16 protein-coding genes are annotated in these 13,835 nt (G+C 55.1%); 7 read left to right on the forward strand and 9 right to left on the reverse strand.

The window, feature by feature from the left end:
- Positions 1-3 precede the first annotated feature (3 nt).
- A complete protein-coding gene (gene hisB, locus QK300_RS00405) occupies positions 4-597 on the reverse strand; it encodes an imidazoleglycerol-phosphate dehydratase HisB (RefSeq protein WP_281299950.1) in 594 nt (197 codons plus the stop codon).
- Positions 598-774: 177 nt separating this feature from the next.
- Here hisB and hslV point away from each other — a divergent pair, with 177 nt between their 5' ends.
- Together hslV and hslU are read left to right on the forward strand one after the other, a co-directional pair.
- Complete coding sequence (gene hslV / locus QK300_RS00410) at positions 775-1,335, forward strand: ATP-dependent protease subunit HslV (RefSeq protein ID WP_281299949.1); 561 nt, start codon at positions 775-777, stop codon at positions 1,333-1,335.
- On the forward strand, positions 1,332-2,645 hold the full coding sequence (hslU, locus tag QK300_RS00415) for an ATP-dependent protease ATPase subunit HslU (RefSeq protein WP_281299948.1): 1,314 nt from the start codon (positions 1,332-1,334) through the stop codon (positions 2,643-2,645). The genes hslV and hslU overlap by 4 nt, the downstream gene beginning before the upstream one ends.
- Positions 2,646-2,665: 20 nt before the next feature.
- On the opposite strand, the gene QK300_RS00420 is transcribed toward hslU, so the two are convergent.
- The 3 genes from QK300_RS00420 to QK300_RS00430 are packed head-to-tail and all read right to left on the reverse strand — an operon-like array spanning position 2,666 to position 5,295.
- Positions 2,666-3,256: a Smr/MutS family protein gene (locus QK300_RS00420; RefSeq protein WP_281302250.1), complete on the reverse strand. Its 591-nt coding sequence runs from the start codon at positions 3,254-3,256 to the stop codon at positions 2,666-2,668.
- A gap of 53 nt (positions 3,257-3,309) precedes the next feature.
- The gene (locus tag QK300_RS00425; protein ID WP_281299946.1) at positions 3,310-4,587 is read right to left on the reverse strand and encodes an MltA domain-containing protein; all 1,278 of its coding nucleotides are present in this window, start codon (positions 4,585-4,587) and stop codon (positions 3,310-3,312) included.
- A gap of 33 nt (positions 4,588-4,620) precedes the next feature.
- Positions 4,621-5,295: a Tim44/TimA family putative adaptor protein gene (locus QK300_RS00430; RefSeq protein ID WP_281299945.1), complete on the reverse strand. Its 675-nt coding sequence runs from the start codon at positions 5,293-5,295 to the stop codon at positions 4,621-4,623.
- Positions 5,296-5,457: 162 nt separating this feature from the next.
- Here QK300_RS00430 and QK300_RS00435 point away from each other — a divergent pair, with 162 nt between their 5' ends.
- Positions 5,458-5,931 carry an FxsA family protein gene (locus QK300_RS00435; RefSeq protein WP_281299944.1) on the forward strand — a complete coding sequence of 158 codons (474 nt, stop codon included), beginning with the start codon at positions 5,458-5,460 and terminating at the stop codon, positions 5,929-5,931.
- A 187-nt stretch (positions 5,932-6,118) separates the two neighbouring features.
- The gene (gene secB, locus QK300_RS00440) at positions 6,119-6,709 is read left to right on the forward strand and encodes a protein-export chaperone SecB (RefSeq protein ID WP_281299943.1); all 591 of its coding nucleotides are present in this window, start codon (positions 6,119-6,121) and stop codon (positions 6,707-6,709) included.
- A gap of 80 nt (positions 6,710-6,789) precedes the next feature.
- On the opposite strand, the gene dnaQ is transcribed toward secB, so the two are convergent.
- The 5 genes from dnaQ to QK300_RS00465 are packed head-to-tail and all read right to left on the reverse strand — an operon-like array spanning position 6,790 to position 10,467.
- Positions 6,790-7,479 carry a DNA polymerase III subunit epsilon gene (gene dnaQ, locus QK300_RS00445; protein ID WP_281299942.1) on the reverse strand — a complete coding sequence of 230 codons (690 nt, stop codon included), beginning with the start codon at positions 7,477-7,479 and terminating at the stop codon, positions 6,790-6,792.
- A gap of 33 nt (positions 7,480-7,512) precedes the next feature.
- Positions 7,513-8,151, reverse strand: a complete 639-nt coding sequence (gene coaE / locus QK300_RS00450) for a dephospho-CoA kinase (protein ID WP_281299941.1) — start codon at positions 8,149-8,151, stop codon at positions 7,513-7,515.
- Positions 8,148-9,017: a shikimate dehydrogenase gene (locus QK300_RS00455; protein ID WP_281299940.1), complete on the reverse strand. Its 870-nt coding sequence runs from the start codon at positions 9,015-9,017 to the stop codon at positions 8,148-8,150. The genes coaE and QK300_RS00455 overlap by 4 nt, the downstream gene beginning before the upstream one ends.
- Positions 9,017-9,619, reverse strand: a complete 603-nt coding sequence (locus tag QK300_RS00460; protein ID WP_281299939.1) for a Maf family protein — start codon at positions 9,617-9,619, stop codon at positions 9,017-9,019. The genes QK300_RS00455 and QK300_RS00460 overlap by 1 nt, the downstream gene beginning before the upstream one ends.
- The gene (locus tag QK300_RS00465) at positions 9,616-10,467 is read right to left on the reverse strand and encodes a pyruvate, water dikinase regulatory protein (RefSeq protein WP_281299938.1); all 852 of its coding nucleotides are present in this window, start codon (positions 10,465-10,467) and stop codon (positions 9,616-9,618) included. Before QK300_RS00465 ends, QK300_RS00460 begins: the two co-directional genes overlap by 4 nt.
- A gap of 373 nt (positions 10,468-10,840) precedes the next feature.
- On the opposite strand from QK300_RS00465, the gene hemE reads away from it, so the two are divergent.
- The 3 genes from hemE (at position 10,841) to rho (ending at position 13,829) form a co-directional block, all read left to right on the forward strand.
- A complete protein-coding gene (gene hemE, locus QK300_RS00470; protein ID WP_348651796.1) occupies positions 10,841-11,881 on the forward strand; it encodes a uroporphyrinogen decarboxylase in 1,041 nt (346 codons plus the stop codon).
- 28 nt (positions 11,882-11,909) lie between these two features.
- A complete protein-coding gene (hemJ, locus tag QK300_RS00475) occupies positions 11,910-12,335 on the forward strand; it encodes a protoporphyrinogen oxidase HemJ (protein ID WP_281299936.1) in 426 nt (141 codons plus the stop codon).
- Between the two features lie 237 nt (positions 12,336-12,572).
- Positions 12,573-13,829: a transcription termination factor Rho gene (rho, locus tag QK300_RS00480; protein ID WP_281299935.1), complete on the forward strand. Its 1,257-nt coding sequence runs from the start codon at positions 12,573-12,575 to the stop codon at positions 13,827-13,829.
- The last annotated feature ends 6 nt before the right edge of the window (positions 13,830-13,835 follow it).

The following is a 13,835-nucleotide window of genomic DNA, read 5'->3' on the forward strand; positions in this document are numbered from 1 at the left end:
AGGTCAGCCGCCAATCGTGCCTTTGGTGGAGGGGATGGCATCCTTCCGCCGGGGATCGATTTCAATGGCCATCCGCAAAGCCATGGCCATGCCCTTGAAGCAGGATTCGATCTTATGGTGATTATTCACCCCATAAAGAACCTCGACATGCAAGGTGATCCCCGCCCCAAAAGCAAAGGCGCGGGCGAATTCCTCGAATAATTCGGTATCCATCTCGCCCAAACGGGCCTGGGTGAAGGGCACTTTCCACACCAGAAAGGGCCGCCCCGAAATATCCACCGCCACCCGGCTCAGGGTTTCATCCATGGGCACATAGGCATGGCCATAGCGGGTGATGCCCCGCCGTTCGCCCAGGGCTTTTTTCAGCGCCCCGCCCAAAGCAATGCCCACATCCTCGACCGTATGATGGGCATCGATATGAAGATCGCCCACCGCCCGAATATCAATATCCATCAGGGAATGGCGCGCCAGTTGCTCAAGCATATGATCGTAAAAACCGATACCGGTCGAGATAGTGGACCGCCCTTCGCCATCAAGGCCAAGGCTGACGGAAATATCGGTTTCCCGGGTTTTACGATCGATCTGGGCGCTGCGCATGAAAGCCATCCTGAAACTGAGTGCTTTTGATAAAAGCATGGGTGCCGTAGAACCATCCTGCCTATAGCAGGGTGATCCGTCCCCGCCAAGCCCGCCAGATGGCTTGCTATCCCGCTCGGCCGTTTTATATATGCAGGGCAATCGATCAGAACACCCGATTTCCTGAAGTGAGAGAGAATGACCTCAGAACGTGATAATTTTCCCGGCTGGCATGGCACCACGATTTTATGTGTGAGAAAAGCAGGCACAGTGGTGATGGCGGGCGACGGGCAAGTGACCATGGGGCAAACCATGGTGAAGGATAATGCCCGCAAGGTGCGACCTTTGGCCAATGGCGCGGTGATTGCGGGTTTTGCCGGGGCTACCGCCGATGCTTTTACTTTGCTCGAACGCCTTGAAGCCAAGCTGGAACGCTATCCCAACCAGCTTACCCGGGCCTGTGTGGAACTGGCGAAAGACTGGCGCACCGATCGCTATTTGCGGCGTTTGGAAGCCCTGATGGCGGTGGCAGACAAGGATGTGAGCCTGCTGCTGACCGGCACCGGCGATGTTTTAGAGCCGCAAGATGGCCTGATCGGCATCGGATCGGGCGGCAATTACGCGCTTTCAGCGGCCCGCGCCCTTTATGACATGGATCTGGATGCCGAAGACATCGCCCGCCGATCCATGGCCGTGGCGGCTGGCATCTGCGTTTATACCAATGACAATATCATCATCGAAAAGCTAGAAACCGCATGACCTCTTTTTCTCCCCGTGAAATTGTCTCTGAGCTCGATCGCTATATCATCGGCCAGAATGATGCCAAACGTGCTGTGGCCATTGCCCTGCGCAATCGCTGGCGCCGTCAGCAGCTTGATGACACCCTGCGCGACGAGGTGCTGCCCAAGAATATCCTGATGATTGGCCCCACCGGCGTGGGCAAAACCGAGATTTCCCGCCGTTTGGCGCGCCTTGCCAATGCCCCCTTCATCAAGGTGGAAGCCACCAAATTTACCGAAGTGGGCTATGTGGGCCGCGATGTGGAACAGATCATCCGCGATCTGGTGGAACAGGCCCGCACGATGGTACGCGAAAATCACCGCCGGACTGTCACTTCGCAGGCCGAACTCGCCGCCGAAGAGCGGGTGCTCGATGCCCTTGTGGGGAAATCCGCCTCCCCCGATACCCGCCAAAGCTTTCGCGTTCGCCTGCGCCAGGGCGAACTGGATGACAAGGAAATCGAACTGGATCTGGCCGATAGCGGCCAAGGCGGGATTCCCAGCATGGATATTCCGGGAATGCCGGGGGCCCAGCTTGGCATGATCAATCTGCAGGATATGCTGGGCAAAGCCTTTGGCGGCCAGCGCACCAGCCGCAAAAAAGTGACGATACGCGATTGCCATAAGCCCCTGATCGCTGAAGAAAGCGACAAGCTGATCGATGATGATGCCATCACCCGCGAAGCCATCGAAGCCGTTGAACAGAACGGCATCGTGTTTCTGGATGAAATCGACAAGGTATGCGCCAGCGAAGATCGCCGCGGCGGTGATATCAGCCGCGAAGGCGTGCAGCGCGACCTGCTGCCGCTGATCGAGGGCACCACCGTTTCCACCCGCTATGGATCGGTGAAAACGGATCATGTTCTGTTTATTGCATCGGGTGCTTTTCATCTGGCCAAGCCATCGGATCTCTTGCCCGAACTGCAGGGCCGGCTACCCATTCGGGTGGAGCTTTCAGCCCTTGATAAAAAGGATTTCGAGCGCATCCTCACCGAACCGGAAACATCCCTGATCCGCCAATATAAGGCTTTGATGGAAACCGAAGGTGTGACCCTTGATTTTACCCCGGATGGTATTGCCGAAATTTCCGAAATTTCCGCCGATGTGAACGCTTCGGTGGAAAATATCGGCGCCCGGCGGCTGCATACGGTGCTGGAACGGGTGCTGGATGAAATCAGCTTCGATGCCTCGGATCGCAATGGCGCGCTGGTGACCATCGATGCCGCCTATGTGCGCAAACATCTGGGCGACCTGCCGAAAAACACCGATCTTTCGCGCTTCATTCTCTAGGCTTTAAAAGGCTTCAAGCCTCAGCGGGGGCGGCGCAGCAACACATAAAGCGCGCCATCGCCGCCATGCCCATCATGGGCCGGGCCATAGCTGTGCACATAAGGGGCAAGCTGCGGCGATTCCAGCCATAAGGGCACCATCCGGCGCAGCACACCCGAGCCCAGATCAAAGCTATCGCGGCGGCGAAGGGCCACCGGTACGCCAGTGGTTTGAGGATTTTGCCGCCCACCTTTGCCGGTAATCACCAAAACCGCCCGATCCCCGCGCCCTGCGGCCATCATGACATGGCGAACCAACCGCTCCAGCGCCTGTTTCTGGGTCAGACCATGGAGATCGATGCGGCTATCGATAGGCTGATGCCCGCGCGCCAGGCGGCGCTGGGTGCGGCGATCAAGCTGGTTGCGAATCTCCGCCGCCGCCTTTGTCGAGGGGGAGGGATCGGGCTGATTCATAAGGGGGAGGGGCAGCGAATCCTCAAAATCACGCGGATGAACCGCGCTTTCGCGATAAAGGGATTTCGGAAGCGCGCCGGGAAAGGTGTTTTTGGGGAGGGGTGGGGCTTTAGGCCGGTTTTTCAGGGGCCGTACATCGCGGGTCAGTTGATCCCACAATTTTTGATCCTGATTTTGATCATTTCCGCCGATTTGATTTTTCGGCTTGTTGCTCATGATTTTTCTGCAGGTGCAAACAAACGCTGGGCCAAAGGTGTGGGAAGCAACAACCACAGCCGCCCATAATGGGCCATATGCCCCGCCAGATAAGCGGCTTCATCGCCAAAGCCCCAAAAAACATCGCCACGCACGCCCCCCCGGATCGCCCCGCCGGTATCCTGAGCCACCATCAAGCGTTCCAAAGGCTTTGGAGCTTCATCCGGCGCCGTTTCCCGATCCGGCATGCCACCAGCCAGCCACAAGGGCGCCCCCAAAGGCAGATAAGCGCGATCAACGGCGAGGCTACGCCCCGGGGTGAGGGGCACCCCTTCCGCCCCCAAAGGACCGGGGCCATCCAGCCGGCGAAAGAAAATATAGGAGGCATTTTCCGCCATCAAATCCGCCCCCGCCACCGGATTATCCCGCAGCCAATCGGCAATCGCCGGGGCCGACACATGATCGGGGTGCAAAATTCTGCGCTCGACCATCAGGCGACCCAGAGATGTATAGCCATGGCCATTGGGCCCATCATAACCCAAGGCGATCATCGATCCATCGGGCAGAAGGGCCCGCCCCGAGCCTTGAATCTGCAAGAAAAAGACATCCACCCCGTCATCGGCCCATAAAAGCTCCAACCCCCGACCGGCAAGAGCCCCCTGGGCAATCTCATGGCGGCTTGGGAAGGGCTGCAAGCGCCCGTTTTCCACCTTTCCGGCAATGCGCCGCCCGGCCAGATCGTCGCGAAAGTCTCCCAGATCAACCGTCACCAATTCAGGCGGACGACGATAGATCGGGACCTGATAGCGGGCATCGGGGGTCCGGCTGGCCCGGATGAGGGGCTCATAATAGCCGGTGAAAAGCCCGCGCGCCGATCCATCGAACCGCACCGAGAGGGGGGTGAAAAACTGCTCGAAAAAATCCCTGATTGCCCGATCAAAGGAGGCCGCCTGACCGGATGACGCACCGCTTTCATCAAGGGCCATCGCCCGATCACAAACCACCCGCCAATCACTCACCACCCCGCCAATGGCCATGGGGCTGATGGGGCGATCGGCTGGCAGGGTCTGCTTTTTCTGGCAACTCGTTACAAAAGCGGCGAGGGCGGGCGACAGATCATCGCGGCCCCATCCAGGCAGATCGGCAAAGGCTGCGGGCACAAAAGCGATCCCCTTGGCGGGGATCGTCTGTCGGGAAAAGGGCCAAAAAAACAAAAGCCACAAAAGAGCGGCGAGCCCCAGGCCGACCAAAAGAATGCCCAGCCCTTTCCGCCCATTGATCATATCTGCGATCATATCTGCGATCCCGGCCTTGTATGTTCGGCATCATCAGGCGCTGCTGGTGGAAACCAAAAGCCATGCGGGATCATCGCTGCCCAGATCCCGTTCAAATGTCCAGATATCATGCACGGTGACGGTATCGGCGCTATTGCCCTCGATGATTTCATCCTCGGCATTTTTGGTCACCGAAACGATTTCCGCCTCATATTCCATGGTGATGGTGGCGATCTTTTCGAGCAATTCGGCCTTCACAATTTTCACATCCGCCAGATCGATCACCTGACCTTCGATCTTGTGATCAGCCTGTTCCCGGGCGGTGATGGCGGCTTCAAAATCGGCATAGACAGACGGACTGAGCAGGCCGCGCAATTCATCGCGATTGCCCTGCCAGAAAGCATCAAGGATCATCGGATAAACGGCCTTGGCGCCCTGATAAAAATGATCGGGATCAAAATCCCCATTGATCCGACGCATGGCCCGGAATGCCTTCCGCACTTCGGGATCGGCTTCCAACCGCACCACGGTTTCACCATAAGGGGATTCAAGGGGCTGCCCCGTGCCATCCACCGGATGGCCCTGTTTTGTCTGGCCCACCCGAAGCTGCGCATCGGCATCCGGCTCATCCCCCGTGCGGCGGCCAAGAACACTGCGTAGGCGCAAAGCGATAAACCCTGCCACCATTGCCAGAAGAATGATGTCGATAAACTGAAAACCCTCACCCATTGCGATATCCCGCGAACTGGAAACTGAACCAAGCGCCTTTTATACAAGATGGCAACCAAAGACAAATCCAAGGCTGATTGTTGATTGCCATTGGCGCATCATATCCTACATCTATAAGCATGATCTTATGATAGATAAGCCTCTCTCTTTGAAAGGACAAGCATGGCGCTCCTCTTCCTTCTGGCGCTTATAGCCGCACCACTCGCTGAAATCAGCGTTTTTATTGCCGTTGGAGGGGAAATCGGTGCTCTTCCAGTGCTTTTGCTGACTATCGCCACGGCCGTGATTGGTGTGACGCTCGTGCGCGCCCAGGGGTTTGAAACCATCCGACAGGCCCGCGCCGAGCTTGATGCCAACCGCGCCCCCCTTTTGGAACTGATGCATGGGGCTTTTCTCGCCTTGGCCGGGCTGATGCTTTTGATCCCCGGCTTCCTATCCGATTTCCTGGGTGCATTGCTTTTGATCCCGCCTTTGCGCCTGTGGATCATTCTGGGCATTTTGCGCCGAACCCGGCCCCAAAGCAACCATGTGATCATCGAAGGCACCTATTGGGAAAATGGCAAAACACCCGAGGACCAAACGCCGGATCAGACATCGGATCAACCCTCCGATCAGCATCTGCCCCCCCGATCATGATGGATCAAGCCATGAGCAGGCAAAATTGAGGCGTGCCGGGCTCTTTTGATGTTTGATCGGCGGTTGTTTGATCGGCCGGTTCGTGCTAGCGAAATCGCCATCGCTGTTTGGCGCGGGCAGGGTGCCCGTTCTTTTCAGCATCCTTATCATCATAATATTGATCAGCAGTGTGAAGGAACGTCAGATCATGGCGGAAAATGAACCCATCGGCGGCACCCAGAACTCAGGCCAGAACTTTGGCCAGAACTCAGGCACAGCCGCCTCGCAAACCAATGCGCCCGCAGCCGCTGTTCTGGCGCAATATGTGAAAGATCTTTCTTTCGAAAATCCCAATGCCGCGAAAACCTTTCAAGCCATGTCCAATCCCGATGCGCCAAAGCCGGGAATGGAAGTGAATGTGAATGTGGGCGCCCGCCGCATGGGTGACGAGGCTTTCGAGGTGGAATTGAAAATCAATGCCACTTCAAAGCTGGGCGACGAGACCGCCTTCGCCGTTGAACTGGTTTATGCCGGGCTTTTCGGAGCGCGTAATCTGCCGGAAAATATGGTCGAGCCCTTTTTGCTGGTGCAGGCACCGCATATTCTGTTCCCCTTTGCCCGCCGGATCATTGCCGACACCGTGCGCGATGGCGGCTATTCACCCCTGATGCTCGATCCCATCGATTTCGCCGGTCTGTATCAACAGCAGCGCGGATCCGTTGCGCAAGCCCAGCCCCAGCAAAGCGGGTCTGCCGCGCCTGGCACCCTTGATCTGGGTGAGCCCCAAGGCAACGCCTAAAATAAAAAGGACAACGCCTGATCGAAACCTTCAGCCTGCAAGCTCAGCGCTTGCAGGCTTTTTTGATCATCAAAAGACCATCATGCGGTCCAGATCGGGTTTTTAAGGCTTTTGACAAAGGCCTCATGCGCTTCCAATTCGCCCTCATCAGGCTGATGGGGGCGCGGTTCCCTGCGCGGCCCGGATTGGCTTTCAAAGCCCGGTGTCATAAGGCTCTGATCACTTGGGGCCATCATCCCCCCCAGCCCCAGGCCCTGCTGCCGACCGCCCCGCAATTCAAGATAGACCTGAGCCAGAATCTGGCAATCAAGCAGGGCATCATGGCGTTCGCGCATGGAATTATCGATGCCAAAGCGCTTGCACAAGGCATCAAGGGAGAGTTTTTGCCCGGGAAAGCGCTTTCGCGCCATATCAAGGGTATCGATGAAGCGGGTTTTCGGCAGCGGCGGACGTTCGATCCGGATCAGTTCGGCATTGAGGAATTTCATGTCGAATTCCGCATTATGCGCCACCAGCGGATCCTCATCCACAAAAGCGATGAAATCATCAATCACGGCATCGAAACCGGGCTTACCTGCCAGCATGGCATCGCTGATCCCGTGGATGGCTTCGGCACCGGGGTCCATGGGCCGGTCGGGATTGATCAGGGTCATATAATGGCGGCCAGTGGGCAGATAATCGATCAGCTCGACCGCTCCGATCTGCACCAGCCGATGGCCCTGAGCCGGATCAAGACCGGTGGTTTCCGTATCAAAAACAACTTCGCGCACAGCGCTCTCTCCTTCAAATGTCCCGGCAATCGATCAATGGATCAACCACGGCCAGCTTGATCCGCTTTTCTTTGAAAGATCGCGTAGCATCACAGCAATATCATGGAGCATCACCCGTTTTCCATCCCCGGAATTGAGGCAATAATCGGCTCGGGCACGTTTTTCGGCATCAGGCATCTGTTGGGCCAGAATGGCATCCAATTTTTCCGCGCTCATCTGCGGGCGCGCCAAAGCCCGCTGGCGCTGGGTGGCCGCAGGTGCACTGACCACGGCCACGAAATCAACCCGGCGATCCCCACCGGTTTCAAACAAAAGCGGAATATCAAGAACGGCCAAGGCGCAGGAATGAGGATTGGCGGCGATTTGGCGCTCGGCTTCACGCAAAAAATCATATTGGGCGGCCAGAACCCGGGGATGAAGAATGGCTTCAAGGCGGGCCAGCCGATCCTTATGGCCAAAAACCGCCACCCCCAAAGCCGCCCGGTCCACCCCCAAAGCCGTCACGGTTTCAGGAAAAGCTTCGGCAATGGCCGCTAAAGCCGCACCGCCGGGGCCCATCAGCTTATGCACACAGGCATCACTGTCAAAAACCGGAATGCCAAAGCGCCGCAACATTTTGGCCGCTTCGCTTTTGCCCATGGCAATCGAACCCGTCAGCCCCAGAATGATCATGATCCCGCACTTTCAAGTGCCTTCAATAAGGCGCTGCGCACGTCATCATCGGCTTCCGGCCGTACCCCGAAAAAGCTGTGAAAGGCGGGCACGGCCTGATGGATCAACATCCCCAAACCATCCACCGCCACAAGCCGCCGGGCCTCGGCCTCTTTCAAAAGGGGGGTTAAAAGGGGTTTATAAACAATATCATAAACCACCGATCCCGGAGCCATCAATGACAATTCAATCGACAATGACGGCTGGCCCATCATGCCCAGAACCGTGCTGTTGACCAGCAAAGACACTTCTTTCAACAGCATGGTGCGATCCTGCCAGGGCTGGGCGCACACCCGATCATTGCCAAAGGCGCGCCCCAAATCATCCGCCAAAGCCCGGGCGCGATCCCCCGTCCGATTGACCACAAAAACCTGCTCAAGCCCGGCATCAAGCAAAGCTACAATGATCGCCCGGGCCGCACCCCCCGCCCCCAAAACCAGCGCCCGCGCCCCTTTTGCCTGCCAGTTCGGCGCGCTTGCCTCCAAATGGGCAAAAAAACCATAGGCATCCGTATTCCGGCCTTCCAGCCGCCCTTTGGCATCGATGGAAATGCAATTGATCGCCCCGATCCGGCGGGCCAGAGGATCGACCCGATCCACAAGGGCCATGGCCGCTTCCTTATGGGGAACCGTCAAATTCACCCCGGAAAAACCCAGTGGATAGAGGCCCTTGATCGCCGAGGCCAGATTTTGCGGCCGCACCATCAAGGGCACATAATCCCCCGCAAGACCATGACGATCGAGCCAAAAACGATGCAGATGCGGCGACAAAGAATGCCCAATCGGCCATCCCATCACGCCTGCCAGTTTTGTTGATTGGTGAGCCATTATTTCAAAATCAGCTTTTCTGTCCGCAAAAATTCCAAAAGCGGCAATAAGGGCAAGCCCAGAATGGAGAAATAATCGCCTTCGATCCGGTCAAAAAGCTGCACGCCTTCCGCCTCCAAACAATAGCCGCCCACGGATTGATATAAAGCCTCACCCCCCAAAGCGAGATAGTGATCAAGAAAGGCATCGGAAAAATGCCGCATCCATAAAACGGCTTGCTGATCCCATTGCCAAAGGATCGCCCCATTAAAAGCCAGGGCCACCGCGCTATGCAGATGATGGGTCTGCCCGCGTAAAGAGAGGAGCTGTTGGCGCAGGCTGCTTTCATCCGCTGCTTTTGATAAAAGCGTTTGATCATGGATCAGGGTTTGATCCGCCCCGATCACATAAGAGCCCGGCCAATCATGAGATATATCCAGCGCCTTTTGCCGGGCTAAAGTGGGGGCAATGGCCAGCAGATCGGGTTCATCCTGCGCCAGACAATGATCCTTGATCGGCTGTTCATCCAGGGCGCTTGCTTTCACCTCAAAGAAAAGGCCCGCATCGCGCAACATCTTTGCCCGCACCGGGCTTTTTGAAGCAAGGATCAAAGGCTTGTTCATTCCTTTTCCTTTTGATGCGAGCTTGCTTCCCGGGCCGAATGCAGCCTTAAAATCGCCGCTGCCGTTTCCTCGATGGATCGTCGGGTGACATCGATCACCGGCCAATGATTATCGCTGCACAAGCGCCGACAGGCCAGAACCTCAAGCTTTACCGCCTCCATATCCACATAAGATGTCGAGGGGGCTTCGCGCATGGATCGCAGGCGATTGGTGCGCACCTGTACCAATCGATCCGGGCTTGCGGTCAACCCCACCACCAATGCATTCAAAGGGCCATAAAGCTCGGGCGGCAATACAGCATTGGGAACGAAAGGAATATTGGCCGTTTTAAAGCCCTTATTTGCCAGATAGATACTGGTCGGCGTTTTTGAGGTGCGCGACACCCCCACCAGAATAATATCGGCCGCCAGCAGATCATGGGCCATCTGCCCATCATCATGGGCCATGGTAAAATGGAGTGCATCGATCCGATCAAAATAATCGCGATCCATTTCATGCTGACGACCCGGCAGACCGCGCGATTGCGCCCCCAAAAATTGCCCCAGGGCACTGATGACCGGATCCAGAACCGATACATGCTGAATATTGAGGGCCGAACAATGGCGAGTTAATTCCCGTCGGATGTCTTCATTGACAAGGGTGTACATCACAAGACCGGGGCGATCTTCGATGAATTCCATAATCCGCTCCATCTGACGCGCCGTGCGCACCATGGGCCAGATATGTTTTTCAGCGCGGGCATCTTCAAATTGAACCAAAGCCGCCTTGGCCATGGCTTCCAGGGTTTCCCCGGTTGAATCAGACACCAGATGCAGATGAAAACGCTGAGGAGCCGGGGGTTTTTCCATGAAAGGGGCAACACTCATCTAAGAAAAAGGGGTGAGTAAGCTGTGGATAAAGATCGAACAAAAATTTCATCAACAAGAATGCCGAACAAATGCCCGCAAGTGAACTTTTTTATCCCGCATCCATCCTTGTTTTTCAACAGCCCCGGATAAAGGGGATAACTGATCAGGGGATAGGGCCTGATCTCATAGGATATGCCTTTGTGGGTCAGAAAAAATCTTTGGATTGATATCTGTTGAATCTACCCAAGAAACTGTTGATAACTGTGGGGATAAAGATTGATCCCCGGTTTTCACAGGATACCACTACCACTTCAATCTTATAGATTCTTATAAAGTTTAAGATAGTAGTAGAAGGCAGGCAGATCCCATCGTGATTGAAAAACCCATTCTCAGTGTCTTGAAAGGCGAGCGTCACACCCGGCCCCCTTTCTGGTTCATGCGTCAGGCTGGTCGCTATCTGGCGGAATATCGTGCGGTGCGAGCCAAGGCGGGAAGTTTTCTCGATTTGGTCTATAACCCCGATCTTGCCACCGAAGTGACGCTTCAACCCGTTCATCGCTTAAAAACCGATGGGGCGATCCTTTTTTCCGATATTCTGATTGTTCCCCATGCTTTGGGTCAGGATGTCGCTTTCAAACAAGGTGAAGGCCCGGTTCTTGATCCCATCACGTCGCGGGCTGATCTTGCCAAACTTTCCCTTGATGCTTTGGATGAACGAGCGGCACCGGTTTATCAAACCGTGCGCCAAGTGCTGGCGGCTTTGCCCCCTTCTGTCACTCTGATCGGTTTTTGCGGCGGCTTATGGACGGTGGCAAGCTATATGGTGGCGGGCCGAGGGGGGGATGAACAGGCTGCCGCCAAGGCCTGGGCCTATCATGATCCCGAAGGCTTTGATCAGCTTCTCTCTCTTTTGGAAGAGGCAAGCTTTCACTATCTTGTGGGGCAGATCGATGCCGGGGCGGAAGTGATTCAGATTTTTGAAAGCTGGGCGGGTAATCTTCCGGAACCGGCCTTTGATCGCTTTGTCATCGCCCCCACGCAACGGCTGGTGGCGCGATTGAAGGCGGCGCGGCCAACCATACCCATCATCGGCTTTCCCCGTGCTGCCGGGCCCTATCTGGGCGAATATGCGCTCAAAACCGGGGTGGATGCGGTCTCCCTCGATAGCGGGATGAAGCTTTCCTATGCTGATCAGTGTTTACCGGCCAAAATGGCCGTGCAGGGGAATCTCGATCCGCAATATGTGGTGGCGGGTGGTGATCTGATGGACATTGAAACCGCGCGGATTTTGAAAGCCCTGGAAGGGCGCCCGCATATTTTCAATTTAGGCCATGGCTTTGTGCCCCATACGCCGGTGGCCCATGTGGAAAGGCTTGCCGCGTTCCTTCATGAATGGCACGATCAATCCCAATGATAGCCAAAGCGAAAGCAGGATTTTTTTCATGACACTTTATCTTTGGATAAAGGCACTTCATCTGATTGCGGTGATTTTCTGGATGGCGGGCATGTTCATGTTGCCGCGCTATTTTGCCTATCATGCCGAAGCCATCAAAGGCACTGATGAAGATCGAAAATGGATCGAGCGCGAGCGGAAATTGCTGCGCATCATCATCAATCCTTCCATGATTGCAACCTGGATTTTTGGGTTATCCCTCGCAGCCTTCTATGGCTTTGCTGAAGCCTGGCTTCATGTAAAATTGCTGTTTGTGGTGGGCCTTACCGTGCTGCACATCATGCTGGCGCGGTGGCGCAAGGTTTTTGAGCGAGGCGAGAATGTCCGCAGTTCAAAATTCTATCGGATGATCAATGAAATCCCCACCATCAGTACTATCATCATTGTCATTCTCGTGATTGTGAAACCGTTCTGAAGGAATTTCTTTGATTTAGCTTGACTTCAAAGCGCTAGCTGATAGCGTCCTTCCTGAATGGCATCTTCGGGCCCTTTTTCTCCAGGGTCTTTGAAATTGCCGGATATGCCTTTTGATTGTCTTTCCTGTCGGCATATTTTTGTATTTTTCCCCTCTTTATCATCAGGTTCACTGTCTATCCGGCTTGATGATCCCCCCTTCCCAGACCTTTCCAGTGTCCATCCAGAGTTCCGGCCCATGAATCTTCAGGATCTGAAAAATAAAACACCCAGTGATCTTTTAGCCCTTGCTGAAGAACACGGGATTGAAAATGCCAGCACTTTGCGTAAACAGGATATGATGTTTGCCATTCTGAAAAATCTTGCCGAACGGGGCGAGGATATTTCAGGCGGTGGGGTGATCGAAATTCTGCAGGATGGATTTGGCTTTTTGCGATCACCAGAAGCCAGCTATCTGGCGGGTCCCGATGATATTTATGTGAGCCCCAGCCAGATCCGGCGTTTTGGTTTACGCACTGGCGATACGGTCGAAGGCCAGATCCGGGCGCCCAAGGATGGGGAACGGTATTTTGCTCTGCTCAAGGTCAATACCATCAATTTCGATGAGCCGGAAAAAATTCGCCATAAGGTGAATTTCGATAATCTGACCCCGCTTTATCCCGATGAACGGATCAATCTCGATCCTCAGGATCCCACGATCAAGGATCTGACCCCACGCATCATCGATCTTGTGACCCCAATTGGTAAAGGTCAAAGGGCTCTGATCGTGGCGCCGCCGCGCACGGGTAAAACCATGGTTTTGCAAAATATTGCCAAGGCCATTACCCGCAATCACCCCGAAATTTATCTGTTGGTTCTGTTAATTGATGAACGGCCGGAAGAAGTGACCGATATGCAGCGCTCGGTGAAGGGTGAAGTGGTGTCATCGACCTTTGATGAACCGGCCACGCGCCATGTGCAGGTTGCGGAAATGGTGATTGAAAAAGCCAAAAGGCTGGTGGAACATAAGAAAGATGTGGTGATCCTTCTCGATTCCATCACCCGTCTTGCGCGGGCTTATAATACGGTGGTTCCCAGTTCGGGCAAGGTGCTGACGGGGGGTGTGGACGCCAATGCTTTGCAAAGGCCGAAGCGGTTTTTTGGTGCTGCGCGCAATATCGAGGAGGGAGGTTCCTTGTCGATCATTGCCACCGCACTCGTGGAAACAGGCTCGCGGATGGACGAGGTGATTTTTGAAGAATTCAAAGGCACCGGCAATTGCGAACTGATCCTTGATCGGAAGGTTTCCGATAAGCGCGTATTCCCTGCCATCGATATTCTGAAATCCGGTACGCGAAAAGAAGAACTGATCATCCCCAAGGATCAATTGGCAAAAACCTGGGTTTTGCGGCGTATTCTGCAGCCTATGGGCACCACCGATGCCATTGAATTCCTGATCGGGAAGTTGAAGGAAACCAAAACCAATGAGGATTTCTTCACCTCGATGAATAATTGAGCTTAT

The sequence above is a fragment of the Iodidimonas sp. MBR-22 genome, assembly GCF_029946565.1.
In the GTDB taxonomy this organism is placed as follows: domain Bacteria; phylum Pseudomonadota; class Alphaproteobacteria; order Sphingomonadales; family Rhodothalassiaceae; genus Iodidimonas; species Iodidimonas nitroreducens.